Raw genomic sequence first — 25,018 nt, 5'->3', positions numbered from 1 at the left:
CGGACACCGTCAAGGTCTCCTTCAAGCAGTCCACGGACAACTCCATCAAGGTGATGGACACCTACCTCGCGGACATCAAGAGGCAGTTCGAGAAGCGTGCCCCCCGGCGCGCGCCGCGAACCGGAGGGGCCGTCAGGCGTTGGTGCGCCGACGGCCGGCGAGTACGCCGTACGCCACGCCCATCGCGCCGACGACGATGCCGACCACGCCCAGGACGCGGGCGGTGGTGTCGCTGGTGCCGGCGGGCTCGGCGGCGTCGGTCTTGGCGGAGGCCGCCTCGGCGTCCTTGGAGTCGGCGGCCTCGTCGGAGGACGACGAGCCGTGGTGCCCGTCCTCGCCGGCGGACAGCTCAAGAACCGGCGCCGGGTTCTCGGGCTCCTCCTGGCCTTCCTGCGGCACCTCGATCCAGCGCACGACCTCCTTGTTGGAGTACGTCTGGATCGCCTTGAAGACGAGCTGGTCGGTGTCCTCGGGGAGCTGGCCGACGGAGACCGGGAACTTCTCGAAGTAGCCCGGCTCGATGCCCTTGCCGTCGGCGGTCCAGGTGATCTTGGAGACGGCTTCGGAGATCTTCTCGCCGTGCATCTCGATCGGCTTGTCGAGCTTGGACTTGGTGACCTCGATCTTCCAGCCGGGCATCGGCTCCGGCATCGCCGAGGCCAGCGGATGGTCGGTCGGGAAGGTCACCTCGAGCTTGGTGGTCGAGGCGTTGTCGCGCTCGTTGGGCACCTTGAAGTCGACGACCGCGTAGCCGCCCTTGGCGGCCGTGCCCTCGGGCTGCACGCTGACGTGCGCGAAGGCGGGGACGGACAGGGCGAGCACGGCCGAGCCGGCGAGGACGCCGGCGGTGGCGAGGCGAGAGACCTTCATGCTGAGCACTCCACAGTGAGTGAGATTCGAGATTCCGGTGGTGAAGAGGAGTACGCCTGCGCGGAGGTGCCCGATCATCCAGGAAGGGCGGGAAAGGCGGGAAAGGCCCGAGGGCCGGAAGGCCGGTAGGCCGATAGGCCGGTAGGCCGGAAGGCCGGAAAGAGCCGTCCCACGATCGAGAACCGGGTACGCGCGCGTGCCGAGCGACGACGGCCGCTCATCCCCACGTCCGTGGAGTGGTGGTCGCGTCGCGTCAGGCGGCGAGGACGAGTGCGGCGCCGGCCGGCGGGCCGCGCCTGATCACCGAGTGCTGGAGTGCGAGGGTGCGGGGCTCGGGCGGGCCGAACCACTCGGCGCGCAGCACGCGCGGGCCCGCCTCGGGCGCCCCCGGCAGCCCGGCACGCAGGGCGCGCACCAGCGCGAGCGCCCCGCGCAGGGATCGTACGAACGCGCCCTCGGCGACCGAGTGCGCCGACAGGGCCGACATCTCGACGATCCGCAGCAGGGCCAGATCCCCGCGGCGCAGCAGCCACCCCGCGACGACCGCCGCGAGGAGATGCGCGAGCACCATGGGCAGGGACGGCAGGAGTGACGCGTAGGAGTCCGGGGCGGTGGACATGGCGTCCGCCGCCCGGTGCGAGGTGTGCGTCCCCGTGGCCGGCTGGAGCCGTGCCTCGGTGAGGATCCGTTGGGCCTGGGCGGGGCTGATCGCCGCCGCGGTGGTCCCGCAGACGAGCCGCGCGGCCTGCTGCACGAGCGTCGCGTCGGACAGGGCGGCGGAGGCGGACGCGGAGGAGACCCCGGCGCTCGCCCCGTGCTGGCCGAGCCCGAACAACGTGTGCAGGACCGTCTGGCCGGCCGCGAGCAGCCCCGCGATCCCGGCCAGCGAGCGCTCCCGCCCCGCGAACGGCACCGTGACGAGGAGCACCCCCAGGAATCCCGCGCCCAGCGTCCACAGCGGGATCGTGGCGCAGGAGCCCAGCACATGCCCGACCGCGGCCAGCACGACGCAGACCGCGGCGAACACCGCGGCCCGCAGTATCCGGAGATCGCTTCCGGAGCGCACCGTGCGCGGGTGGGGGGCAGTCATGGCGGGCTCATCATCGCACTGGCCTTATGACCGCCATACGGCAGGTCCACAAGGTGCCGTACGAGCGGTTGAGGGAGGTACGGGGCATAGGCGTCATAAAACCGGAAGATCGCCTTCTGGTGTGGGCCGCCCCCACATACACCGATTCCCGCATGGGCGCATCGACCATATGGGCGGCATCACGTCAATGATGTGCTTACGGCTGGGCACTCGCGGCAATACGTAACGGTATGTCGAGCCGCGGCCAGGAGGCTGGAGCATGAGCATCTGGTGGTCACTCCATCTGCGGCGGGAAGCCGCGAGCGTGCCGCTCGCCCGGCGGTTGCTGATCGGCACCATGGAGACCGCGGGCGTCGACCCCGATGTGTCGTACGACCTCTCCGTAGCCCTCAGCGAGGCGTGCGCGAACGCCGTCGAGCACGGCGGCGACACAGCGCCCGACGGCTCCCCCCAGGCATACCGCGTCACGGCCTATCTGGACGGCGAGAAGTGCCACATCGAGGTCACCGACTCGGGACCCGGCTTCACCGCTCCGCCCCGCGCACCCCGACCGGTGTCCACCGAAGCCGAGCACGGCCGGGGACTCTGCCTCATCGCGGAACTCGCCGACCACGTCCAGATCGGCAACAAGCCTGGGCGGAGCGGGGCGGTGGTGAGCTTCGACAAGATCCTCAAGTGGAGAGAGGACGCGCCGCTGGTCGCGGTGTAGCCCCTGACCGTCGAAGTCACCGTCGAAATCACCATCGAACGCAGTGGCGTTCGCACTACGGCCCGATGCGGTTCTCGCCGCCGGTCAGCGCACGACCTCCGGTTGCCTGAGCGCACGGTTCCCCCGGGCGTCGGCGGCCCACCTCGCCGTCGGCCCCATGGCGTACGACGCGGCCAGCGTCAGGACGCCCAGCAGCAGCCAGCCCGGCGTCCCTCACCCCACCAGCAGCGAGGTCAGGACGAGCGACCCCAGGGTCCGCGCCACCGTCACGCCCGTCCCGAAGACCCCCTGGTACTCACCCACACGATCCGCGGGCGCAAGATCGAACGACAGCTGCCAGGGCCCGCGCTGTCGGTACCCCGACAGCGCGTTCCGCAACTCGATACGACCGCGCGGATCGCCGTAGTCGTACGCCAGTGAGGGCGCCGTGGCGATCGCCCGCCGCAGCGCCCGCAACCAGGCAGCGGCCGGGAACGCCCTGACGTCCGGACTGCCCGGCCGCAGATCGAAACGCGACTCACGCGCGCGTGCGGCGGCCCGCGGCGGTTCGGCATCGACGGGAGGCAGCGAGCCGACGGGTGGCGGGCAGCCGAGCGCCAGGGGCGAGCCGCCCGTCCCGAACGGCGTCGCGCAGGGCACGTTCGAGCCCCGCACGACGCCCGTCCCCCGCGTCGGCGTCCAGATGCAGGTCCACCCCGACGCCGCCAAGGGCGCGGGGAACCGCCCGACCAGCCACACACCACCCCCGGAAGACCGCGACGATGGCCGGGCACCCCTCCGGTACCCGGCCATCGATCACACGTCAGCCCTTCAGCGAGGCCATCCAGCTCTCGACCTCGTCCGACCGCCGAGGCAGCCCGGCGCTCAGGTTCCGGTTCCCGTCCTCCGTCACCAGAATGTCGTCCTCGATCCGCACACCGATGCCCCGGTACTCCTCCGGCACGGTCAGGTCGTCGGCCTGGAAGTACAACCCGGGCTCGACGGTCAGCACCATGCCCGCCTCCAGCGTGCCGTCGACGTACGACTCCACGCGCGCGGCAGCGCAGTCATGGACGTCCATGCCGAGCATGTGCCCGGTGCCGTGCAGCGTCCACCGTCGCTGGAGCCCGAGCTCCAGCACCCGCTCCACCGGCCCCTCGACGAGCCCCCACTCGACGAGCCGCTCGGTGAGCACGCGCTGCGCCGCGTCATGGAAGTCCCGGTACTTCGCGCCGGGCTTCACGGCCGCGATACCGGCCTCCTGGGCGTCGTACACGGCGTCGTAGATCTTCTTCTGGATCTCGCTGTAGCGGCCGTTGATCGGCAGCGTGCGCGTGACGTCGGCGGTGTAGTACGTGTGCGTCTCGACGCCCGCGTCGAGCAGCAGCAGGTCGCCCGACCGCACGGGCCCGTCGTTGCGCACCCAGTGCAGCGTGCAGGCGTGCGGACCGGCCGCGCAGATGGAGCCGTAGCCGACGTCGTTGCCCTCCACGCGCGCGCGGAGGAAGAACGTGCCCTCGATGTAGCGCTCGGAGGTCGCCTCGGCCTTGTCGAGGACCTTCACCACATCCTCGAAGCCCCGGACCGTGGAGTCGACGGCCTTCTGCAGCTCGCCGATCTCGAACGCGTCCTTGACCAGCCGCGCCTCGGACAGGAAGACCCGCAGCTCCTCGTCCCGCTCGGCGGTGACCTTGTCGGTCAGCGCGGCCTCGATGCCGGCGTCGTAGCCGCGGACGACCCGCACGGGGCCCGTCGCCTCGCGGAGCTTGTCGGCCAGTTCGCGCACGTCGGACGCGGGGATGCCGTACAGCTTCTCCGCCTCGGTGAGCGAGTGCCGGCGGCCGACCCACAGCTCGCCCTGGCCGGAGAGCCAGAACTCGCCGTTCTCGCGGTCGGAGCGCGGCAGGAGGTAGATCGTGGCCTGGTGGCCCTCACCCTTGGGCTCCAGGACGAGCACGCCGTCCTCGGTCTGGTTGCCGGTGAGGTAGGCGTACTCGACCGAGGCCCGGAAGGGGTACTCGGTGTCGTTCGAGCGGGTCTTCAGGTTGCCCGCGGGGATCACCAGACGCTCACCCGGGAAGCGGGCGGACAGCGCGGCACGGCGGGCGGCCGTCTCGGCGGCCTGGGGGATCGGCTCCAGGTCGCGCAGCTCGGTGTCGGCCCAGCCGGACTTCATGTTCTCGGCAAGCTCGTCGGACACGCCCGGGTACAGGCCGTTCTTGCGCTGCTTGATGGGCTCCTCTGCGCTCTCTTCCGGGCCCGCTGCGGTAGCAGCAGAATCAGACGCTGCCGGGGTGAGCTCGTCGGCCACGGTCATCCTCCTCGATATGGCACTGGACCCCCTCCATCGTACGGATGTACAGGAGAGGGCCCAGGGGAGAAGGAACCGTGGCCCGCCGCTGCTATGGCCCGGACCACACGTCTGTTATGGCCGGTGACCGGCGGACCACGGTCAGCTACTCGAAGCGCGCGGCCAGCAGGACGACGTCCTCCTCGCTGTCCGCCCGGTCCAGCCCGTTCGGCAGCACGGTGCGCAGGACGTGGTCGACGACGGCGTCCGGGTCGTGCCGGATCGCCCGGGGCACCCCGGCCGCGGCCGCGTGCAGTCGGGCGAACGCCCGGTCCGTGGGGTCGCCGGTGCGGTGCAGCAGCCCGTCGGTGTACAGCAGAACCGTCTCTCCGGCCTCCGCCGTCAGCTCGACGCTCGGCGCCTCCCAGCAGGCCAGCATCCCCAGCGGCGCGGACACGGACGTCTCCACGAACTCCGTGCGCCGCGCGCCGATCAGCAGCGGCGGGGTGTGCCCGGCGCCGGCGAGCGTGAGCTTGCGCAGGGAGGGCTCGCAGTAGGCGAACAGGGCGGTGGCGCAGCGGGCGGGCTCGGTGAGTCTGAGCAGCAGTTCCAGGTCGGACAGGACCGCGACCGGGTCCTCGCCCTCCATGACGGCGTACGCCCGTAGCGACGCCCTGAGCCGGCCCATCGCGGCGACGGCGCTGGGCCCGGAGCCGGTCACCGAGCCGACCGCCAGTCCGAGCGCGGCGTCCGGCAGCGGCAGCGCGTCGTACCAGTCGCCGCCCCCGCGCGGGCCGGTGCGGTGCCGGACGGCGAGCTGGACCCCGGCCATGCGCGGCAGGCGGGAGGGGAGCAGTTCCTCGGCCATCGTCCGCATGCACGCGCGCGTGCGCTCGACTTCGAGGAGCTTCGCCAGGTGCTCGCTCGCGTAGCGGATGTACAGACCGACGAGGTGGCGCCGGCGTTCGGCCGGTTCGGCGGGCTCGTCGTACAGCCATACGGCGGCGCCGAGGCGGTCGGCCGCCTCGGTGGACAGGGGGAGGGCGTAGCTCGCGGCGTAGCCGAGGCGTGCGGCCACCTCGCGGTGGCGGGGGTCGAGCCCGTCCTCGGCGAACAGGTCGGGCTCGGCGATCTCGCCGTCGCCGCCCGGGAGGCCGTCGAGGATCCTGCCGTACGACAGGGAGCTGCGCGGCACGGTCTCGATGTGCCCGAGGTCGGCCCGGGCGAGGCCCAGTCCGATGGTCGTGTCCGGGCCGAGGCCGTCGGCCGGTTCCAGGACGACGAGACCGCGTCGGGCGCCCACGAGGGCGGATCCGGCGCGCAGCAGCTCCTGGAGGGCTTCGGCGAGTACGTCCGTACGGGCCAGGCGCTCGGTGAGTTCGTGGAGTGTCGTGAGGTCGGAGACCCAGCCGGCGAGACGGTCCTGGAGCAGTGCTCCCGGTGCGTTCGGTGGGGGGACCGATGAGGTGGCCGAGACCGCGGGCGCGGGCGCGACAGTGTGTGCGGGCGAGGGAACCGTTGAATCGATTCCGGCCACTTTCGGAGGGTGAGGGGCGTTCATGGCGTCCGGCTTTCCGACCGGTGCGTATTGCTCAAAAGCATCGCAAACCCCCATGTCATTCTGCGCCGCTAGCAGTGTCTCCACATGTACACGCACTCGTGAGGGGATGTCCAGCATTGTCCTGCTGGGATTCCTGGTGTCCGTGGGTAACCGGAGTACTCGTCGTAGTCTTCTTGCGTAAAGGCAAAGTTGGCTTAAAACTGCTTCAGGGAACGGGGTATTGCGGTCGACTGGTTTCGCTCCACGGAGCGTCACAGCGGTCGTGATGGGTACGTACTCGGTGAAGGCCAGGGGTGGTTGACGACCATCCGGAACCTGGTGACGGACCCGGGCGTCTTAGCCACCGACGACCGTGCCCCATCCTCCCGTGGCGGAGGCGAAGCGAAATACGCGCGACGGCAAACGCCATACTTCGCCACCCCACGCCACGCCCATGCTTTTGACAGACGCGGTATGGACGAGGCTGCCGCGGAAGCAGCCAACGCTCGGCCCATAGGGGTTCCCCTTGCTCGCGGCAGGGGTGTGATGCGCCAACAGGTACGCACAGTGAAGTGATCGACACATGATGTGATGTGGACCACGGTGTTGCCAGCGGTGCAACGGAAAGGAACGAGCGCTCATGCGCGAGATCCTCGGAAGGCGACGCAGGCTCCTGCGCGGCGACGGGAAGTCTGAGTTGATCAGCGCGGCCCTCACCTACGCGACGGAATGGCGCTGGCCCGTACTCCCGGGCGTGACGACCCACCCGCAGGGGACCTCCCGCTGCGGCTGCCCCGACCCGGAGTGCACGGTGCCCGGTGCGCACCCCTTCGACCCCGGTCTCCTCGCGGCGACCACCGACGAGCGCATGGTGCGCTGGTGGTGGGCCAACCGGCCCGCGGCGCCGATCATCCTCGCCACCGGTGGCAAGGCTCCCTGCGCGGTCAGCCTCCCCGCCCTGCCGGCCGCGCACGCACTCACCGCGCTCGACCGCATGGGCATGCGCCTCGGCCCGGTCGTCGCCTCGCCCGCGCGCTGGGCGATCCTGGTCAAGCCGTACTCGATGGAACAGCTCGGCGAACTGCTGTACGCCAAGGACTTCGTCCCCGGCTCCCTCCGCTTCCACGGCGAGGGCGGCTATATCGCCCTCCCTCCGTCCGAGACGGGCCAGGGCCCCATCAGCTGGCAGCGCGCACCGCTGCCCGGTTCGGCCTCGCCTTGGGTGCCCGATGTGGAGGCCGTGGTCGACGCCGTGGTTGAAGCCCTCACTCGTACGGGTGTGAGCGCCCCCGAGTTGTAGGGGTGTCCGGCGTGCGCGGAACGGCGTACGCCCGCGTGGTCGTTATCTTCCGCTGTATGCCGCGTCACGCTGAGACACGCCGTCCAGGCTCTGGAAAAGTCCGTTTGCTCGCCCTCACCGGCGTCGTGGTGTGCGCGGTCGCGCTGCCGCTGGCCGTCGCGTCCGCGGGGCCCGTGGGCGAGGAGGAACGCGCCCAGGGCCATACGTCACGCAAGGCAGAGCGCCCTTCCGTACGTCCCTCCCCCACCGGCGACGGCAAGGCGCGCTCGACCGACTCCGCCGACCTCGGCGAATCCTCGCTGCTGCTCGACCTGGGCCTTGCCACCGCCGCTCGCTGCGGCCCCGAGCTCACCTCCCCGGAGGGCATCGAGGCGCAGACCTGCGTCCTCACCCAGGGCGCGGAGACCTGGGCGCGCACCTACTTCCGCAATGCGACCGGTGGCGCGCTGGACTCCGTGCTGAGCCTCATGGGGCCAGCGGGACGGACCTTGCAGATGCGCTGTGCCGGGAGCGCCGAGGACGAGCCAGGGACGTGCGAGACGCCCCGGCAGCGCACCCGGGGAAACCTGGACGCCTACACGGCGGTCGCGGAATTCGCCGCGCGGGCGGGCGACGGGCCGCTGCTGCTGCGCGCGGCGAGCAACTCGGCACCGGAGAAGTCCGGGGAGTCCACGGGCAGTTGACACCCGGCGCCGATCCGTAAACAACCGCGCACATGGAAAGACCCGGTTGCTGGCGACGGGGGATGCACCAGCAACCGGGCTATTGGAACGGTAACAAGAGATCGGCGGTTCGCAAATTCGATCCGGGGTTTCCAGTCACGGACTCCCTTGCTCCGCAGGGGAGTTGTGATCGGACTCACCTATCCCGCGCGGGCCGGTTCGGCTGAACGGTCGGTCAGCCGAACCCGATCTCCGCACCGTCCGTCAGCTGAGCGTGACCTGCCGGTTGGTCAGGCCGCCACGCGCGCGTCGCTCCTCCGGAGTGAGCGGAGCGTCCGTGGCCAGGGCCGCGGCGAGGCGCTCGGCGAACTCGGCCGCCGGCTTCTCCACGTCCTCCGCGCCGACGCCGCTCGGCAGGTCCCAGACCGGCACGGTGAGGCCGTGAGCACGGAAGGAGCCCACGAGCCGGGTGCCCTCGCCGAGGTTCGACTGTCCCGCCGCGTGCAGGCGCGCGAGGGCGTCCAGAAGCCGCTCCTCGGCGTGCGGCATGACCCAGCGCAGGTGGTTCTTCTCCGGCGTCTGGCACCAGTAGGCGGCGTCCACGCCGGTCAGCCGCACCGTGGGGATGGCCGCGGCGTTGGCCCGCTCCAGGGAGGCGGACACCTCCGGAGTGGCGTTCTCCGCGTCCGGGACCCAGAACTCGAAGCCCGTGTGCACAACTGGCTCGAACGCGCCTTCGGGGTCGAGCAGATCCTGCAGCCGCGGACCGTCGGCCGGGGCACGGCGGCCCTGGACCGGGGTGCCGGGCTGCGCGGCGAGGGCCTGCTGGAGGGTGTCGGCGAGGTCGCGGCTGATGTCGCCGGACGCCGTGTCGTTCTGCAGGCCGAGCAGGACCGAGCCGTCGTCGCGGCGCAGGGCCGGCCAGGCCATCGGCAGGACCGTGGCGAGCGTGACGGACGGGACGCCCTCGGGGAGGCCGCCCTTCAGGGTCAGCTCGACCGTGGCCGCGGGCACCAGTTCACGCAGGGCCACCCAGTCGCACTCGGCCGGCAGTCCCTCGAACGGGCGCTGCACCAGCTCGGTGACCGCGTGTGCGGCGGCCCGGCCGTGGCAGGCCTTGTAGCGGCGGCCGCTGCCGCAGGGGCAGGGCTCGCGCGCGCCGACCACCGGGATCTCTGCATCGCTGAGCTGCGGGCGCTTGGCCTTGGTCTGGGGTCGCTTCTTGGCCATCTGGGTGTCTCCCGGTTACGGCTCGTCTCGTACGGGCGCGAGCCTAGCCGTTCAGGTCCGGGCCGACGGGAGCCTGTGGACAACCCACGGGTCGTGCCGGAGCGGATCCGGTTCACGGGGCCACCGGAACCCGTACGGGTAACCGGTGCTCACCGGTGCGGGCAACCGGTGCTCACAGGTGCGGGCAACCGGTGCTCCCCGTGCGGGAAACAGGTGCTCTCAGTCCAGGTCGTCGAAGGCGTCCGCGAAGTCGAGGCCGGATATCGCGCCCACGGCCGGTGCCGCGACGCGCGTAGCGAAGTCGTCACGGCGGTGCCCGGCATCCGGATCATGAACGTCGTCGTGGACCACGACCCACACCGTGACCTCGCCACGGGCGTCGTCCCGGACACCCCAGTCGTCGGCGAGAGCGGTGACGATGTTCAGCCCGCGGCCGCCGTGCGCGGTGACCGAGGGCGTCGCCGGAGCAGGGCGGGTGGGTCCGCCGCCGTCCGTCACCTCCACCGTGAGCCTGCCGCTCGCGTCCACGCGCCACGCGGCCCGGACGTCGCCGTCCCCGGCGAGTGCGTCGCCCAGCGGCCGACCGTGCTTGCAAGCGTTGCTCAAGAGTTCGGAAAGAATCAGTACGGCATCGTCGATGACCGATTCCGCTACGCCGCCCCTGCGCAACTGAGTGCGCATACGGTGTCTCGCTTTCCCCACGCCCGCAGGGCCATGGGGTACGGCCATGCTCGACGACGTGGGCACCTCCTGTGCCACCACCAACGCCACCCCCGAGACCTCCTTTGCCCCACGCCACGGTGTGGATGCCCCATTGGCCTGTACCGGAAACCGGCCAATCAAGGTCCGGCGACGCATTCGTAACGATCGAATACGGACCGAACGCGCCGGAGCACTCCCTGTAATCAGGATGGCTGGAACTGGACGGTGTGGCCGAGAGTGGAGGATGGGGTCGAAGGGGCTCCAGGGTCAAGAGGTTGTGCAGGGGTTGATGAGGATTTAGGGGTTTCCCGGTGTGCGGTTTGCCTCCGGCGCGCGCGTGTCAGCGGCCGAGCTGACGCAGCACCGCGCGCGGGCGGTTGGTGATGATGGCGTCCACGCCCAGTTCGACGCAGAGATCGACGTCCGCCGGCTCGTTCACGGTCCAGACGTGCACCTGGTGACCGGCGCGCTTCAGGCGCTCCACGTACGCCGGGTGGCTGCGCACGATCCGGATAGAGGGGCCCGCGATGTGGACGCCCGCGGGAAGCCGGCCGTCCCGCAGCCTGGGCGAGACGAACTGCATCAGATAGACCGTCGGCAGCGTCGGTGAAGCGGCACGCACGCGATGCAGCGAGCGCGCCGAGAAGCTCATGACGCGCACCGGTGACGCCTCGGCGGAGGCGGGCGTGTCGAGCCCGAAACGCTTCAGCAGGAGCAGCAGCCGCTCCTCGACCTGCCCCGCCCACCGGGTCGGGTGCTTGGTCTCGATGGCCATCTCCACGCGCCGTCCGGCGTCGGCGACGAGCTCCAGCAGTCGCTCCAGGGTGAGGACGGAGGTGTCCTCGGGGTCCTCCGGCCGGAACTCCCAGTCGGGCTCCTCGGTCCGGTTCTTCCAGGAGTCGCGGTTCTTGCGGGAGCCGAAGTCCAAGGCGGCGAGTTCGGCGAGTTCCAGGGCCGAGACCGCGCCGCGGCCGTTGGACGTACGGTTGACGCGTCGGTCGTGGACGCAGACGAGGTGGCCGTCCGCAGTGAGGCGTACATCGCACTCGAGGGCGTCCGCACCGTCCTCGATCGCCTTCTTGTACGCGGCCAAGGTGTGCTCGGGAGCGTCTTCGGAGGCTCCGCGATGGGCGACGACTTGGATCTGCTGCTGCCGTACGTGGGTCACCGCGTCATGGTGCCACCGCATGGGGGTAGACGTGCGACCGGAGGAGTTGCGAGGGTGCTGGGATTGCGCCCGTTTAGTCGCACATGACCAATATAAGGATTGGCCGTGGACCCACAGCGACCGCTTATGGTCTTCTGACGGCCAGTGGGAAAAGCTGACGGCAGACACAAAATGGCATGCACAGCTGAAACGCACCGACCGCCGAACAAGAGACTGGCAAGCGTGAACGGGCGTGACCGAGTGCGACCGAAGACAACAGCCGTGGATCGAGGAGAGAAGCTGTGAGCACCGAGAACGAGGGCGCCGCGGTCCCCCCGGCCCCGCCCGCACCCCCCGTGCCGGTGGATGCTCCCGCTGCTCCGGCGTCCCAGGAGCGCCCGGCCCCCGAGGGCGACGTCGCCCCGACCACTCAGCTCCCGCCGGTGCCGAACAGCGCCCCGCCGAGCCCTCACGGCACCCCGGAGAGCCCTCACGGCACCCCGGACAGCTCGAACGGAGCCCAGCCGTACGCCGCCCAGGCGGCCTCGAACGGAAGTCAGCCGCCCGCCTCCCAGGGCTCGGCCCCGGATGCCTCCTGGCCGCCCCCGCAGCCGCCCGCCACGTCTCCCTACGCCGAGAGCGGCGCCGCGGCAGGCGGTGCCGCCGGTGCGGGTGGGGGCGCGGGCTTCGGCTGGGGCAGTGCCTACCAGCAGCCGGCGCCGAAGTCCGGCCGTGGGCGCGGGGGTCTGCTCGCCGGGGTCCTCATCGCCGCGCTGGTCGCCGGCGGCCTGGGCGGTGGACTCGGGTACACCCTGGCCAAGAACGACGCCAACACCTCCTCGACGACCGTCTCCGCCTCCGACAGCGGCGGCTCCGTCAAGCGCGACCCGGGCACCGTCGCGGGCGTGGCCGCCAAGGCGTTGCCCAGCACCGTCACCATCGAGGCCGAGAGCAGCAGTGGCGAGGGCGGCACCGGCACCGGCTTCGTCTTCGACAAAGAGGGCCACATCGTCACCAACAACCACGTGGTGGCCGACGCGGTGGACGGCGGCAAGCTCACGGCGACGTTCCCGAGCGGCAGGAAGTACGACGCCGAGGTCGTCGGTCACGCGCAGGGCTACGACGTCGCGGTCGTCAAGCTCAAGAACGCCCCGTCCGACCTCAAGCCGCTGACGCTGGGCGACTCCGACAAGGTGGCCGTCGGCGACTCGACGATCGCGATCGGCGCCCCCTTCGGTCTGTCCGACACGGTCACCACGGGCATCATCAGCGCCAAGAACCGCCCGGTGGCCTCCAGCGACGGCACCGGCAGCAACGCCTCCTACATGAGCGCTCTGCAGACCGACGCCTCGATCAACCCCGGCAACTCAGGCGGCCCCCTGCTGGACGCGCAGGGCAACGTGATCGGCATCAACTCCGCGATCCAGTCCGCCGCCAACGGCCTCGGCGGCACCAGCCAGTCCGGCTCGATCGGCCTCGGCTTCGCCATCCCGATCAACCAGGCCAAGTACGTCGCCGAGCAGCTGATCAAGACCGGTAAGCCGGTGTACGCCAAGATCGGCGCCTCCGTCTCCCTGGAGGACACCAGCGACGGCGCGAAGATCACCGAACAGGGCGCCAGCGGATCGGACGCGGTCGAGGCGGGCGGCCCCGCCGACAAGGCCGGCCTCAAGCCCGGCGACGTCATCACCAAGCTCGACGACAGGGTGATCGACTCCGGCCCGACCCTGATCGGCGAGATCTGGACCCACAAGCCCGGCGACAAGGTCACGATCACCTACGAACGGGACGGCAAGTCCCACACGATCGAACTCACCCTGGGAGCCCGCACCGGCGACAGCTGACGCCGGCCAGGGCCACGGCCACGAGCACGGCCACGGCCACGGCCACGGCCACGAGCACGGGCAAGGGCACGGGCACGGGCACGGGCGCGTACGTGCCGGCACCGACAGGAGCCGACCGTACGCGCGCGTGCCCGCTCCGTTCCGCCGGCCGACCCCACGCGCACGCGCCTGGCCCGTTTTGGCCGGCCGACCCCACGTACGCGTGCCCGCCCGATCTCCTGGCCGACGCCAGGCGCGCGTAGACGCCACGCGCGCGTAGTCGCCCGCTTTCCTGGCCGAGTGCGCGCGGAGCGGGAACCCATCTCCCTTGATCTTGCGTCGTGTTGGACAGGCGGCGCATGAGCGGCGGCCGGTCGAGCGCGGACCGTGCCCGGATGTTCGTATGGGTTATCGTGCCTTCTCGATCTCGACGGTTCGCGAACGGGAACAGAGAAGGGGACGGTTCCACGGTGTCCGATCTTGGGCGGCTGGTCGCCGGCCGGTATCTGCTGGTGGAGCGGGTGGGCAGCGGCGGCATGGGCACCGTGTGGCGGGCCGAGGACAAACGGCTCGGCCGACAGGTCGCCGTGAAGAAGCTGCGCATCCCACCCCATTTGCAGGACGATGAGGTCCAAACGCTCTACGAGCGCACCCGCCGCGAGGCCCGCAGCGCCGCCCGGATCACCCACCCCAACGTGATCGTGGTGCACGACGTCGTCGACGACGAGGGCCTGCCGTGCATCGTCATGGAGTACATACCCTCGGCGACCCTGAGCGACGTACTGAAGAGGCGCGGTGCGCTGCCCCCCGACGAGGCCGCCCGGATCGGCCGTGCCATGGCCGCCGCCCTGCGCGCCGCGCACGACGCCGGGGTCCTGCACCGGGACGTCAAACCCGCCAACGTCCTGCTCGGGGGCGACGGGCGGATCGTCCTCACCGACTTCGGGATCGCCATGGAGTCGGGAACGTCCTCGCTCACCAAGCCCGGCGAGCTGATCGGCTCCATCGGCTACCTGGCGCCCGAACGGCTCAGGGGTGCCCGTCCCGAGCCCCACCCGGCCAGTGACCTGTGGGCCCTCGGGGCGACGCTCTACCAGGCGGTCGAAGGGCGGGACCCGTTCCGCCGCGACACCGCGATCGAGACGGCGTACGCCATCGCGACGGACTCGTACGAACCCCCGCGCAATGCCGGGGAACTGGCCCCGGTGATCGAGGGACTGCTCGTCAAGGATCCCGAACAGCGCATGGACGTGCACGAGGTCGAACGCCGCCTGGGCGAGGTGACGGCCACACGAACCGCGCGCCTCGATCCACCGACCCGCCCGGACCGCTCCGACGACCTCGCGTCTCCCGAACGGAAGGGCAACGGCAACCGTCGCCGTACGGTGGCGGGGGCGGTCCTCGCGGTGACCCTCGCCGCCTGTCTGGCGAGCGGCGCGCTGTGGTGGCTCAATGGCGATGCCGACAAGGCGACCACCCACGCGTCCGGGGCCGACGCCGCCACCCCCTCCCCGAGCCCCACCCCCACGGCGCCGCCGCCGCTGCCCGCCGGGTACCACCTCGAAAAGGCGGACCGGGGCCTCTCCGTGCCCGTGCGGGACGGCTGGACCAGCAAGACGCTGCCCGGCGGCGAAGTCGTGTACATCGACCCGTCGGGCCTGGTCGGCCTCAGGGTCAACGTCGTCGAGTTCGGCGGCACCGACCCCCTGCGGCACTGGCGTGAGACGGAGGAGGACCAGACCGCCCGCGACAATCCCGGCTACGAACGGGTGAGGATGGCCGAGACGACCTTCCGCGGGCGGCCTGCCGGGTACTGGGAGTTCACCTTCGACGGCAGGGCACGGAAGTACCGGGCGGCGGAGTTGGCGTTCGCGAGCGCCGACGGCACCCAGTACGTGATCTACCTCTCCGCGCCGGACGCGCAGTGGCACGAGCACCGCCCGGCCTTCGACACCGCCGTCAACGGAGTCCGCCTGCGCGACAAGACCTGACGAGGAGGGCTCGTAGGGCTCGTCGCTGCACCGGGCATCCGGGGAAGCACCACCATGACGGCCACCATGACGGTGCGCCTCCGCCGTCGAGGCAGGGCATGCCCAGAACGCCGAACGTGAAGCTGTGGCAGTCGAGTTGACGACGGTCACGCTGGCGGTGAACGCAATCCGCAGATTGCCGGTTTCCGGCACAAAGAGGAGCGGCGCAGGCTTCGATTCAGCACCGACAGGCATCACGGCCGAGGGCAGCTAGAAGGCGCCGCCCTCTCCCCGGTAAGGCTGAGGATGGCGCCTGTTGACAGACTGCCGCTCGGCCTATTCGCCTTCGTCAGCCTCCAAGGCAAGGGTGACTACGGCATCGTGTAGGAGAGCGTGTACGGCTACTTAGCGATGCAGTACAGCAACTGCCGGATCGGCGACAAGCAGTACATGAACGTATGGGCCCCGTACCACGAGGGCCGGCACATTCACGAGTGACGCGCACACCGCGACCCAACTGGTCCTCCACCGGAGATCAGAAGGTCGCAGGGTCTGCGGTCCACACAGACCCAGTGGACCCAGAGGACCCAGTGGCCCCAGTGTGGACCACGCACTCCGCACACCGCCCGCGGCCGGTACGCTGTACCCGCTCCGCCCCCAGGTGGGTCGGGGCCGAGGTGGGTTGCCCGAGCGGCCTAAGGGAACGGTCTTGAAAACCGTCGTGGCGCGAGTCACCGTGGGTTCAAATCCCACACCCACCGCCGCAGGTCAGAGAAGTAGCAGGTCAGAGGGCGTGTCCCCGTTTCGGGGGCACGCCCTCTCTGCTCAACCTGTCTCACCCTGGATCGGGTGTGTACCGCCTCTGACCGGTGCGTGTGGGCCATACGCGGGCCATAACGTGGACCATACGTGGGCCAGGATCAGCGCTCGTCCTCGGCCTGGATGCCTTGCTCGATGAGGCTGTGGCCCGCCCGATGGGCGACCTCCATCGAGTCCACGCCCGACTTGATCCACACCGAGATGCCGGCTCTCCTCGACCAGCCAGCCCCGTTCCACCAGCCGTTCCAGCCGGGCCCCTGCTCCCTCGACGCGGGAGGCAAAGGGGCTGTCCCAGCCCGGCACCACCGCCGCCCGCCGGGCACCCAGCCTGTCTTCTCCCGCCTCCAGGACGGCGGCCATCGACGCCCGGTAGTCCACCGACAGGTCCTCGACACCGTCCGCGTTCTCACGGTGCGGCATCGAGCGTCGCGGTCCGACCGGTTTCCTCCGCGACGACCCACGGCTAGCACGGCGGGGCTTCCTCCTTCGAGCATGACCTGCGCAAATGCCCGGGACGACCTCGAGGGTCTCTTCACCGGGTGCACATGAGGAATGAGCGCAGTTCGGTGGCGTTTGGCGTGGAGATCAGGAAAGCTCGCGCGCATGGTCTCGGTATTGCAGAACGTGGCGATTGACTGTGCGGATGCCTACGAGCTTGCTCGGTTCTGGAGCAGGGTGACTGGCCGTCCGCTGTATCCGGAGGACGGACCGGGCGCCCCGGAGACTCAGGTGCTGCTGGCGGAGGGCCCGGTGCTGCACTTCAACCAGGTGCCCGAGGCTAAGGCGATCAAGAACCGGATCCATCTGTGTTTGCGCCCTGAGACATCGCGCGATCAGGAGGTGGACCGACTGCTGGGTCTCGGTGCCACCTTTGTTGCCGATCACCGGAATCCCGATGGTTCGGGCTGGGTGATCCTCGCTGATCCCGAAGGTAACGAATTCTGCGTGCTGCGCAGTGAGTCCGACCGAGCCGCCATGAATACCTGACGCTCACGCGCCGTCCTGGCCGGTTCCGGTTCCGTATGGCAGCTGTCCATAGCCACTCGTTGAGGCCCACGACGAGAACAGTCGCTTCGTGGCAGGCGGCGAGCTTGTCTTACCGGGTGACCACCGCCCGGTGCCTCCTGAGGCGATTTCCGAACGACACTATCCGGGCTCTGCGCTGCGTAGCTGAATCGGTTCGTGCGCCTGACCAGGAAGGGCCTCCGCAGGGCTCAGGACTTCTTCGCGGTGGTCCGTTTCGCGGCTCTGCCCCCGCTGGCGCGGGTCCGTCCGGCAGCGGGGGCAGAGCCGCCCTTCCGTCCGCCCCCGGCCTTCGCTGCGTCTGTTTCCGCCTCCACAGAAGGCGCTGCCCGGGTAGCCGGTCCGGTCGGCCACTTGAGCTCGATCTCCAGCTCGATCTCCCCGTCGCTGACCTCGACCTCGATCTCGCTGCGCAGCTCCCCGGGGATCCGCAGGCTCAGCTTCCAAGGGTCGAGTTCCAGTTCGGCTTCCCCACCTTGCCTCAGCGCGGCCGCCAGCGCCTCGAGCTGTTCAGCGGCCTCCAGGCGGGACAGCGAGCGCTCCTGTTCAAGCTTGAGGTCCGTCATGGCGTTCTCCGATGCGGCACAAACAGCAGATAACGCCCATTTTCTCGCCATGTGTCACGTCGGACATCTTGCGGAGAAGCGCTGAGAGGCGCAGAGAAGCGCTGAGAGGCGACTGAGAAACTCAGTGACCCGGCTGCCGGTCCCGCAACAGCCGCAACTGCCCGATCTCCGCGACGTTCTTCATCAGCTCCGCGTTCACCCAGCCGATCATGTGGGCGACGGTGTACTGAGGGTCGTTCGGCCAGGGAAACCGTGCCGGGGCGTCCAGCTCCCTGTCGTCGAGCCGCTCCAGCGCCGCGAGCCAGTCCGCGCGCAGATCGCGAAGCCAGGCGACGGTCGCATCGCCCTCGCCCGGCCAGGTGATGGCGGTACGTTCCCGGGGCGTACGGCCCCACAGATGGTCGGCGGCCACGCTCCACCACCAGCCGATGTGCCAGCTCACCCAGGCGATCGTCGGCACAGGGACGGGGTCGGGCTCGGTCTCCGCCCAGTCCGGCACCCAGCTGCCGTCAGCCGCCTGACGCACCGTCCAGCAGTGCGGACCCGGTTCCCACAGGAAGTCCTCGGGCCGTAGCCGGTCGAGGTGGTACTCGAACAACGACCATGTCAGGTCGAACTGCCAGCGCATCAGCTCACGTCGGGAAACACTCATCGGCCGACCCTGGCATACGGGTTCGCCTCCGGAGCAACCGATTTCCCGGTGATACGGCTTGTCAGCAACTGGCCCGGGACTGCGAGCTGTAGGGGGCCGGGGGCTCAGGGGGTGCCTGAGAACTTCAGGGGCGCGGGCGGTGCGACCCGTTAGGCAGCCGCACCGCCGGAAGTCGTGTCGCAGGGGGAATCACTGTCGCAGAGGGGGGCCTGTCGCACCGGGTCCTCTACCGCTCCGCCCTCACGATCATCTGGTTCCAGCCCACCCCGCATGTGCCGTCCGGCTGTGACGCGGAGGAGGCGTTGCGGGAGGTGCCGTGGGAGTCGAGGGCCGTGGAGTGGAAGGCGCCGACGCAGGCCACCGCCGGCAGCACCTCGACCGGGCCGAAGGCGCCGGCGTACTGGTCGGGATACTCGCGCGGCGGCGGGACGAGGTGTACCGGAGCGGAGGGGTGGGCGCGCTCCGCGGTGCGGACGAGGCCTTTGATCGTCATGTCGTTGATCGGCTTGCACGGGTAGCCCTCCAGCATTCCGCCGTACGTCGAGCAGAGCCGCAGCTCGGACAGGTCGAGCGAGCGGCCGGAGGTGAGGACGACGCGGGTCAGCGACATGGTCGGCACTCTAGGGCGGTGGTGCATCGAGCTCCCGTGAATTTCAAGGTCCGCGATCCAAGGCCACGACCGTCCGAGGACGACGACCCGTCCGAGTCACGCGATTCGAGGCCCACACGCCCCGTCCGTCCCGCGACCCGAGGCCACACGCCCCGCCCGTGTCCCGCGACCCGAGGCCCACACGTCCCGTCCGTGTCCCGCGATCCAAGGTCCACAACCGCCCATGGCTCACGATCCAAGGCCCGCGATCCGAGGCCCGCGCCCCAACCAAGGCCCGCGCCCCAACCAAGGCCCGCGCCTACCAGGTCGGCGACCTCAAGACATGCGGCGTGGTCAGGGCCCGTCAGGACGGGTTCCCCGTCATCCGTGCCGCCGACGCGATCGTCGCGCGGGCCTCGCGTTCGGTCAGGCCGGTGTTGAGGGCCGCCTCGACGAGCGGAGCGACCAGGGCGGGGCCGATGCCGTCCTCGTAGGCGCGGCAGGCCGCCCAGAACAGTCGGGTGTTGCGCTGGCCCTCGTGCGCGGCGAGCACGAACTGGACGAGTCCTTGCCCGTGGCCGCCGGTCGACGGGGGCGTGGGGTGGTGTGTGCGAGGCGGGGGAAGCAGAAGGCGCAGAAGGGCGCGCGGGCAGGGCGCGGGGGCGATGTGGGAGGTGCCGGGAGCGGTGCTGTAGACGCCGTGGTCGGTGCGTGAACCGGGGCCGACGAGGTAGCCGCCGGCGCCCCGGATGTCGATGCCGGGCGCGAGGCGGCCCGCCGAGTTGGGGACGACGACGTCGGGTGGGCCGGTCAGCCAGAGGTGGCGGCCGCCGCTGGGGGTGAGGACGACCACCGTGGGCGGAATCGTGAACAGGTGGCGCAGTGCGAGCTCACGCAGGGCGGCCGAGGAGTCCGTACCGGATTTGGTGTCCAGGTCGATGCCGATCAGGTGGTGTGGGGGCAGGCCGCACGCGATGCCGTAGCCCGTCGCCCAGGGCGCGGCCGCGAACAGTTCGCGTATGCGGGCGGGGTCGGTGGAGGCGTCGTAGACCCCATGTCCGAAACGGCCGCACTCGCCATGGCAGGGCACGGGCGCGGGGTCGTCGCGGTGTGGGGAGCGCAGGGCCGGGAGCTTCGTCCGGGACAGGGGGATGACGGCCAGTCCGCGTTCGGCGGCTGACAGGGCGTGTGCGAGGGCCAGCGTCGTGGCCTGCCGGTCGGTGGTGGCCATGGCTCCATTTTCGTACGTGCGTTCGAAAAAGGAAAGGGGATAGGTGGGGGTCGCTCGGCGACTCGCCGGTCGGCGGAGGTTGGCCGGATATGTGCAGGAACGCTTCGTCCCTTGTGGTGCTTGGGTTCCCGCTTACCTGTTACGGCACGTACTGCCCTGACCTGGGAGTCGGAAGTGGCGAAAGGGGTTTATCGACTTGTCATCACGCTTCAGGGCGAATAGGGGCTTCCGGGGTGGTTCGCCGGGGATTCGGTGGGCAACTCTGATCTCGCGACGTCGTGCAGGGCTCCGGGGCGGTCGGCCAACTTCCTTGGAGCGAGCAGTACTTCATGCACCACCTGAGCGTCCGGCGGGGAGCCTGGGCGCACCTGTTCTGGAGGAACAACATGGCAAGCATCCGTACCGCCCGCGTCATCGCGGCCGTCTCCGCCCTTCCGCTCGCCGCCGCCCTCTTCGCCGGCGTCGCAGCGGCGGACAACGGCGCCTTCGCGGACGACGGATCCAGCGCGGCCGTCACGAACGCCGCTCAGGGCCTCATCGGCAGCGGGGTCGGCGGCGACAACTACGGCAACTCGTCCACCACCCAGCAGCAGGCGACCGGCTCCGGCGCCTCGAATCAGAGCAACTCCGCCCAGGTGAACGGCTCCGCGTTCACGGCCATCAACCAGGGCAACGACAACGCGGCGGTCAACTTCACGCCGCTCTGGTGGTGAGCTGAGGGGGTCGGTGCCCCGTGCTCAGGCACCGGCCCCCTCGAACCGTGTGGGTGTGCTGTGGGGTGTAACACGTCTGTGCGGCGGTACTTCGGTGCCGCCGCGCAGGCGTTTTCGACGTTGTCCGTCGGCACTCGTCGGCACTCGTCGGCACTCGTCGGCACTCGTCAGCACCCCTCGGCATCCGTCGATGCCCCTCGGTGCTTTCGGCGGCCTTGACAGTGGATCGCATCTGACGGACAGTCAGAAATCTTCGTGGGGCCTCGCTCGCTCCGTGGATGTTCCCGGAAAGTCGTGGGAACCGGATCGGCGGTCGCGGTGTACCAGAAGTGTCAGTGCGATGCGCTGTGGGGCTACGAGGTAGATGGGACGAGGGGGCGACGGTGAGTTACGAGCCGGTGATGAGCCATGAGGTGGAGGCGGGCGACGAGTTCGGCGAGCGCCTGAAGGCTTACGAGGGGCGGTCGGCCGCCGTGGCCCGACCGGGCAAGGACCCCGTCAACGCGCCCATGATCCGGCACTGGTGCGAGGCGATGGGCGACACCAACCCGGCGTACGAGGGGCCGGACGCCATCGCACCGCCCACCATGCTCCAGGCATGGACCATGGCCGGCCTCTCCGGCCATACGGGACGGGCGCACGCGTACGAGGAGCTGCTCACCCTGCTCGACGAGGCGGGCTTCACCTCGGTGGTCGCCACGGATTGCGAGCAGGAGTATCTCCGGCCCCTGCGGCCCGGGGACGAGATCACCTTCGACTCGGTGATCGAGACGGTGTCGGAGAAGAAGACGACCAAGCTCGGCACGGGGTACTTCGTCACGACCCGCATGGATGTCCGCGTCGGCGCTGACCTGGCCGGCACCCACCGCTTCCGCATCCTCAAGTACGCGCCCCTACGGCAGACCGATCAGTCGGGCCGGCGCCCACGGAAGAAGCCTGCTCGCCCCCGCCCCGTCGTCAACCGTGACAACGCCGGTTTCTGGGAGGGCGTCCAGCGGCACAGCCTGCTCATCCAGCGCTGCACCGGCTGCGGCACCCTGCGCCACCCCTGGCTGCCCGGCTGCAACGCCTGCGGCGGCCTGGACTGGGACACGGTCGAGGCGAGCGGCGAGGGAGCGGTCTACTCGTACGTCGTGATGCACCATCCGCCCTTCCCGGCCTTCGACCCGCCATACGCGGTCGGGCTGATAGAGCTGGCGGAGGGCGTGCGGATGATCAGCAACGTGGTGGGCGTGCCGTACGACAAGGTGCGGATCGGCATGCCGGTGCGCCTCGAATTCCAGGCGCACGACGACGAGTTGGTGCTGCCGGTCTCCCGCGCGCGGGAGGAGGTCGCGTGAACGCCGGTGACGAACTGCCCCCGTTGGAGATCCCGATCACCCGCACGCTGATCGTCGCGGGGGCCATGGCCTCGCGCGACTACCAGGACGTGCACCACGACGCGGAGTTGGCCCGCCAGAAGGGCTCCCCCGACATCTTCATGAACATCCTGACGACGAACGGCCTGGTCGGCCGCTATATCACCGACCACTTCGGACCGACGGCCGTACTGCGCAGAGTGGCCGTACGACTCGGGGCGCCCAACTATCCGGGGGACACGATGGTGTTGACGGGCAGGGTCGAGAAGGTCGACGGCGACACGGCGACGGTAAGGGTGGTCGGCGCGAACAGCATCGGCAGACACGTGACGGGCACGGTGACGGTGACCGTGCCGCCGGGTGTGACCGTGACCGTGCCGCCGGGTGTGGCGGCCACCGAGCCGAAAGCGGGGGCCAAGGCCGCCGTGCCGGGAGGGGGCACGGCTACTGAACCGGCGAGGGCTTCAGCCGCGGAACCGGCGAGGGCTTCAGCCATGGAACCGGCGAGGGCCTCGGCCAAGGAACCGGCAGGGGCGACGGCCGCTGAACCGTGCGGGACCACGGTCCCCCCGCTGCCCGGTACCTCGGCCCGTGTGCCGATGTCCTGCTCGCCGGCCCGTGTGCCGGGGTCCGCCTCGCCGGCCCGTGTGCCGACGTCCCGGCCCCCGGCCCATGTGCCGCCCGGCACCCCAGCCCCTGTCCCCTCCCCCTCCCCCTCCCCGTCCCCGGCCACAGCCACGGTGCCGTCGGCAGGTCCGGTATGAGTGTCCGGGGGCGGGACGCCCTTGCCGGGCGGGCGGCGATCGTCGGTATCGGGGCCACCGAGTTCTCCAAGGACTCGGGGCGCAGCGAGCTCCGGCTGGCCGTGGAGGCGGTACGGGCGGCGCTCGATGACGCGGGGCTGACGCCGGGGGACGTGGACGGGCTGGTGACCTTCACGATGGACACCAGCCCGGAGATCACCGTGGCCCAGGCGTGCGGCATGGGTGAGCTGTCCTTCTTCTCCCGTGTCCACTACGGCGGCGGCGCGGCCTGTGCGACCGTCCAGCAGGCGGCGCTGGCCGTGGCGACGGGGGTAGCGGAGGTGGTGGTCTGCTACCGGGCGTTCAACGAGCGGTCGGGGCGGCGCTTCGGCTCGGGGGTGCAGCACCGGGAGCCGTCGGCGGAGGGCGTGGCGCTCGGGTGGTCGCTGCCGTTCGGATTGCTCACGCCGGCCTCCTGGGTGGCGATGGCGGCCCAGCGCTATCTCCACACCTACGGGCTGACGCCGGAGGTCTTCGGGCAGGTGGCGGTCATGGACCGCAAGTACGCGGCGACCAACCCGGCCGCGTACTTCCACGGCAGACCCATCACCCTCGCCGACCACGCGGCCTCGCGCTGGATCGTCGAGCCGCTGCGGCTGCTGGACTGCTGCCAGGAGACGGACGGCGGCCAGGCGCTGGTCATCACATCCGTCGACCGGGCCCGTGACCTGCCCCACCCGCCCGCCGTCATAGCGGCGGCGGCCCAGGGCGCCGGCCGAGGGCAGGAGCAGATGACGAGCTTCTACCGGGGCGACCTCACCGGCCTGCCGGAGATGGCCGTGGTGGCGCGGCAGTTGTGGCGGACGGCGGGGCTGGGGCCGGGGGAGATCGATGTGGGGATCCTGTACGACCACTTCACGCCGTTCGTGCTGATGCAGCTGGAGGAGTTCGGGTTCTGCGGAAAGGGGGAGGCCGGGGACTTCGTGGCCGAGGAGCGGTTGCCGATCAACACGCACGGGGGGCAACTGGGGGAGGCGTATCTGCACGGGATGAACGGAATCGCGGAGGGAGTGAGACAGGTGCGGGGTACGTCCGTGAACCAGATATCGGGGGCGCGGCGGGTGCTGGTGACGGCGGGCACAGGCGTGCCGACGTCGGGTTTGGTCCTTGCAGGCGACGGCTGACCCCCAGGGGTGATCCCGCAGTACGGGTCCCTCGCTCGTCCACCTTCAGGAGGTGGAGTCAACCCCAGCCCTACAACCTGAGGCGGACGTCGCTTCGGCACCTGCGGCCGATCCGCCGGAGTAGGCACCGCTCATAGCGTGGAGCCATGACCACACCCGTCTGCACCAGCGCTTCCGACGCCGCTACATCAGCGAGGCAGACCTTCCCGCACGCGACGTACCCCTCCTTCACGTCGTACGTGCGGGCCCGCCAGCCGGTGCTGCTGCGTACCGCCCGGTCGCTGACCGCGAACCCGAGTGACGCGGAGGACCTGCTGCAGACCGCGCTCACCAAGACTTACGTCGCCTGGGAGCGTATCCAGGACCATCGGGCGCTCGACGGCTATGTACGCAGGGCACTGCTGAACACGCGGACGTCGCAGTGGCGCAAGCGCAAGGTCGACGAGTTCACCTGCGACGAACTGCCCGAGCCCGAGCCCCTGCCCGGCCACGACGACGACCCGGCGGAGCGGCAGGCACTGCACGACGCGATGTGGCGCGCGATCATGCGGCTGCCGGCGCGGCAGCGGGCGATGGTCGTCCTGCGGTACTACGAGGATCTCAGCGAGGTCCAGACGGCCGAGGTTCTCGGGGTGTCCGTCGGCACGGTGAAGTCGGCCGTGTCACGAGCCCTCGGGAAGCTGCGTGAGGACCCTGAGCTGGAGCTGGTCCGTTAGCGGGGAGGCACGGCTCCGTTACCGGCACAGCCGCATGAACGCAACGTGACATGATCGATCGGCCGGCCCTAGTGACATACCGCGCGGTATGCGCGCAGAATCTCCGCAACCC

General features: G+C 70.4%; 21 protein-coding genes, 1 tRNA gene and 3 pseudogenes. 12 read left to right on the top strand and 13 right to left on the bottom strand.

Features of this window, described 5'->3' with window-relative positions; translation table 11 throughout:
* Positions 1-132 precede the first annotated feature (132 nt).
* Positions 133-870: a YcnI family protein gene (locus ABZ078_RS36345; protein ID WP_356582545.1), complete on the bottom strand. Its 738-nt coding sequence runs from the start codon at positions 868-870 to the stop codon at positions 133-135.
* 253 nt (positions 871-1,123) lie between these two features.
* Positions 1,124-1,960 carry a hypothetical protein gene (locus tag ABZ078_RS36340; RefSeq protein WP_356582543.1) on the bottom strand — a complete coding sequence of 279 codons (837 nt, stop codon included), beginning with the start codon at positions 1,958-1,960 and terminating at the stop codon, positions 1,124-1,126.
* A gap of 259 nt (positions 1,961-2,219) precedes the next feature.
* Here ABZ078_RS36340 and ABZ078_RS36335 point away from each other — a divergent pair, with 259 nt between their 5' ends.
* Positions 2,220-2,669 (top strand): ATP-binding protein, encoded by a 450-nt coding sequence (locus ABZ078_RS36335; RefSeq protein WP_356582541.1) that lies wholly within the window; start codon positions 2,220-2,222, stop codon positions 2,667-2,669.
* A gap of 342 nt (positions 2,670-3,011) precedes the next feature.
* On the opposite strand, the pseudogene ABZ078_RS36330 reads toward ABZ078_RS36335, so the two are convergent.
* The 3 genes and pseudogenes from ABZ078_RS36330 to ABZ078_RS36320 all read right to left on the bottom strand — a co-directional run.
* A pseudogene (locus tag ABZ078_RS36330) lies at positions 3,012-3,363 on the bottom strand (PLP-dependent aminotransferase family protein); the annotation flags it as partial.
* A gap of 108 nt (positions 3,364-3,471) precedes the next feature.
* Entirely contained in the window at positions 3,472-4,965 is a 1,494-nt protein-coding gene (locus ABZ078_RS36325) for an aminopeptidase P family protein (RefSeq protein WP_356582539.1), read from the bottom strand.
* 139 nt (positions 4,966-5,104) lie between these two features.
* A complete protein-coding gene (locus tag ABZ078_RS36320) occupies positions 5,105-6,616 on the bottom strand; it encodes a PP2C family protein-serine/threonine phosphatase (protein ID WP_356582537.1) in 1,512 nt (503 codons plus the stop codon).
* Positions 6,617-7,118: 502 nt separating this feature from the next.
* On the opposite strand from ABZ078_RS36320, the gene ABZ078_RS36315 reads away from it, so the two are divergent.
* On the top strand, positions 7,119-7,778 hold the full coding sequence (locus tag ABZ078_RS36315) for a bifunctional DNA primase/polymerase (protein ID WP_356582535.1): 660 nt from the start codon (positions 7,119-7,121) through the stop codon (positions 7,776-7,778).
* A gap of 56 nt (positions 7,779-7,834) precedes the next feature.
* Positions 7,835-8,461, top strand: coding sequence for a hypothetical protein (locus tag ABZ078_RS36310; RefSeq protein ID WP_356582533.1), 627 nt, complete (start codon positions 7,835-7,837; stop codon positions 8,459-8,461).
* 243 nt (positions 8,462-8,704) lie between these two features.
* Here ABZ078_RS36310 and ABZ078_RS36305 read toward each other — a convergent pair whose 3' ends face one another.
* The 3 genes from ABZ078_RS36305 to ABZ078_RS36295 form a co-directional block, all read right to left on the bottom strand.
* Positions 8,705-9,670 (bottom strand): DUF5926 family protein, encoded by a 966-nt coding sequence (locus tag ABZ078_RS36305; RefSeq protein ID WP_356582532.1) that lies wholly within the window; start codon positions 9,668-9,670, stop codon positions 8,705-8,707.
* A 219-nt stretch (positions 9,671-9,889) separates the two neighbouring features.
* Positions 9,890-10,528 (bottom strand): ATP-binding protein, encoded by a 639-nt coding sequence (locus ABZ078_RS36300; protein ID WP_356582530.1) that lies wholly within the window; start codon positions 10,526-10,528, stop codon positions 9,890-9,892.
* A gap of 184 nt (positions 10,529-10,712) precedes the next feature.
* The gene (locus ABZ078_RS36295; RefSeq protein WP_356582528.1) at positions 10,713-11,540 is read right to left on the bottom strand and encodes a glycerophosphodiester phosphodiesterase; all 828 of its coding nucleotides are present in this window, start codon (positions 11,538-11,540) and stop codon (positions 10,713-10,715) included.
* Between the two features lie 281 nt (positions 11,541-11,821).
* On the opposite strand from ABZ078_RS36295, the gene ABZ078_RS36290 reads away from it, so the two are divergent.
* The 3 genes from ABZ078_RS36290 to ABZ078_RS36280 all read left to right on the top strand — a co-directional run bounded on the left by ABZ078_RS36290 (position 11,822) and on the right by ABZ078_RS36280 (position 16,073).
* On the top strand, positions 11,822-13,363 hold the full coding sequence (locus tag ABZ078_RS36290; RefSeq protein WP_356582526.1) for a trypsin-like peptidase domain-containing protein: 1,542 nt from the start codon (positions 11,822-11,824) through the stop codon (positions 13,361-13,363).
* Positions 13,364-13,812: 449 nt separating this feature from the next.
* Positions 13,813-15,333 carry a serine/threonine-protein kinase gene (locus ABZ078_RS36285; protein ID WP_356582524.1) on the top strand — a complete coding sequence of 507 codons (1,521 nt, stop codon included), beginning with the start codon at positions 13,813-13,815 and terminating at the stop codon, positions 15,331-15,333.
* A 655-nt stretch (positions 15,334-15,988) separates the two neighbouring features.
* Positions 15,989-16,073: transfer RNA gene (locus ABZ078_RS36280), tRNA-Ser, on the top strand.
* Between the two features lie 268 nt (positions 16,074-16,341).
* Here the strand turns inward: ABZ078_RS36280 and ABZ078_RS36275 are convergent.
* Positions 16,342-16,610, bottom strand: a pseudogene (locus ABZ078_RS36275) (hypothetical protein); the annotation flags it as partial.
* Positions 16,611-16,734: 124 nt separating this feature from the next.
* Here ABZ078_RS36275 and ABZ078_RS36270 point away from each other — a divergent pair.
* The gene (locus ABZ078_RS36270) at positions 16,735-17,118 is read left to right on the top strand and encodes a VOC family protein (RefSeq protein ID WP_356582522.1); all 384 of its coding nucleotides are present in this window, start codon (positions 16,735-16,737) and stop codon (positions 17,116-17,118) included.
* Between the two features lie 227 nt (positions 17,119-17,345).
* On the opposite strand, the gene ABZ078_RS36265 is transcribed toward ABZ078_RS36270, so the two are convergent.
* The 4 genes from ABZ078_RS36265 to ABZ078_RS36250 all read right to left on the bottom strand — a co-directional run bounded on the left by ABZ078_RS36265 (position 17,346) and on the right by ABZ078_RS36250 (position 20,192).
* Positions 17,346-17,720 (bottom strand): amphi-Trp domain-containing protein, encoded by a 375-nt coding sequence (locus tag ABZ078_RS36265; protein ID WP_356582521.1) that lies wholly within the window; start codon positions 17,718-17,720, stop codon positions 17,346-17,348.
* 121 nt (positions 17,721-17,841) lie between these two features.
* Positions 17,842-18,372 carry a DinB family protein gene (locus ABZ078_RS36260; RefSeq protein ID WP_356582519.1) on the bottom strand — a complete coding sequence of 177 codons (531 nt, stop codon included), beginning with the start codon at positions 18,370-18,372 and terminating at the stop codon, positions 17,842-17,844.
* 226 nt (positions 18,373-18,598) lie between these two features.
* Positions 18,599-18,982 (bottom strand): hypothetical protein, encoded by a 384-nt coding sequence (locus tag ABZ078_RS36255; protein WP_356582517.1) that lies wholly within the window; start codon positions 18,980-18,982, stop codon positions 18,599-18,601.
* Positions 18,983-19,325: 343 nt separating this feature from the next.
* Complete coding sequence (locus ABZ078_RS36250; RefSeq protein WP_356582515.1) at positions 19,326-20,192, bottom strand: bifunctional DNA primase/polymerase; 867 nt, start codon at positions 20,190-20,192, stop codon at positions 19,326-19,328.
* 386 nt (positions 20,193-20,578) lie between these two features.
* Between ABZ078_RS36250 and ABZ078_RS36245 the strand changes: the two genes are divergently transcribed.
* The 5 genes and pseudogenes from ABZ078_RS36245 to ABZ078_RS36225 all read left to right on the top strand — a co-directional run bounded on the left by ABZ078_RS36245 (position 20,579) and on the right by ABZ078_RS36225 (position 24,906).
* Entirely contained in the window at positions 20,579-20,905 is a 327-nt protein-coding gene (locus ABZ078_RS36245) for a hypothetical protein (protein WP_356582513.1), read from the top strand.
* A gap of 401 nt (positions 20,906-21,306) precedes the next feature.
* Positions 21,307-22,245, top strand: a complete 939-nt coding sequence (locus ABZ078_RS36240; protein WP_356582549.1) for an OB-fold domain-containing protein — start codon at positions 21,307-21,309, stop codon at positions 22,243-22,245.
* Positions 22,242-22,619: pseudogene (locus ABZ078_RS36235) on the top strand (MaoC family dehydratase); the annotation flags it as partial. The gene ABZ078_RS36240 and the pseudogene ABZ078_RS36235, both read left to right, overlap by 4 nt.
* A 404-nt stretch (positions 22,620-23,023) precedes the next feature.
* Positions 23,024-24,190 carry a lipid-transfer protein gene (locus ABZ078_RS36230; RefSeq protein WP_356582511.1) on the top strand — a complete coding sequence of 389 codons (1,167 nt, stop codon included), beginning with the start codon at positions 23,024-23,026 and terminating at the stop codon, positions 24,188-24,190.
* A 146-nt stretch (positions 24,191-24,336) separates the two neighbouring features.
* Positions 24,337-24,906 (top strand): SigE family RNA polymerase sigma factor, encoded by a 570-nt coding sequence (locus ABZ078_RS36225; protein ID WP_356582510.1) that lies wholly within the window; start codon positions 24,337-24,339, stop codon positions 24,904-24,906.
* Positions 24,907-25,018 lie beyond the last annotated feature (112 nt).

It is taken from the genome of Streptomyces sp. NPDC006385 (genome assembly GCF_040612485.1).
In the GTDB taxonomy this organism is placed as follows: domain Bacteria; phylum Actinomycetota; class Actinomycetes; order Streptomycetales; family Streptomycetaceae; genus Streptomyces.
The sequence above is the reverse complement of the archived record's forward strand: the minus strand, read 5'-3'. Positions and strand labels throughout refer to the sequence as shown.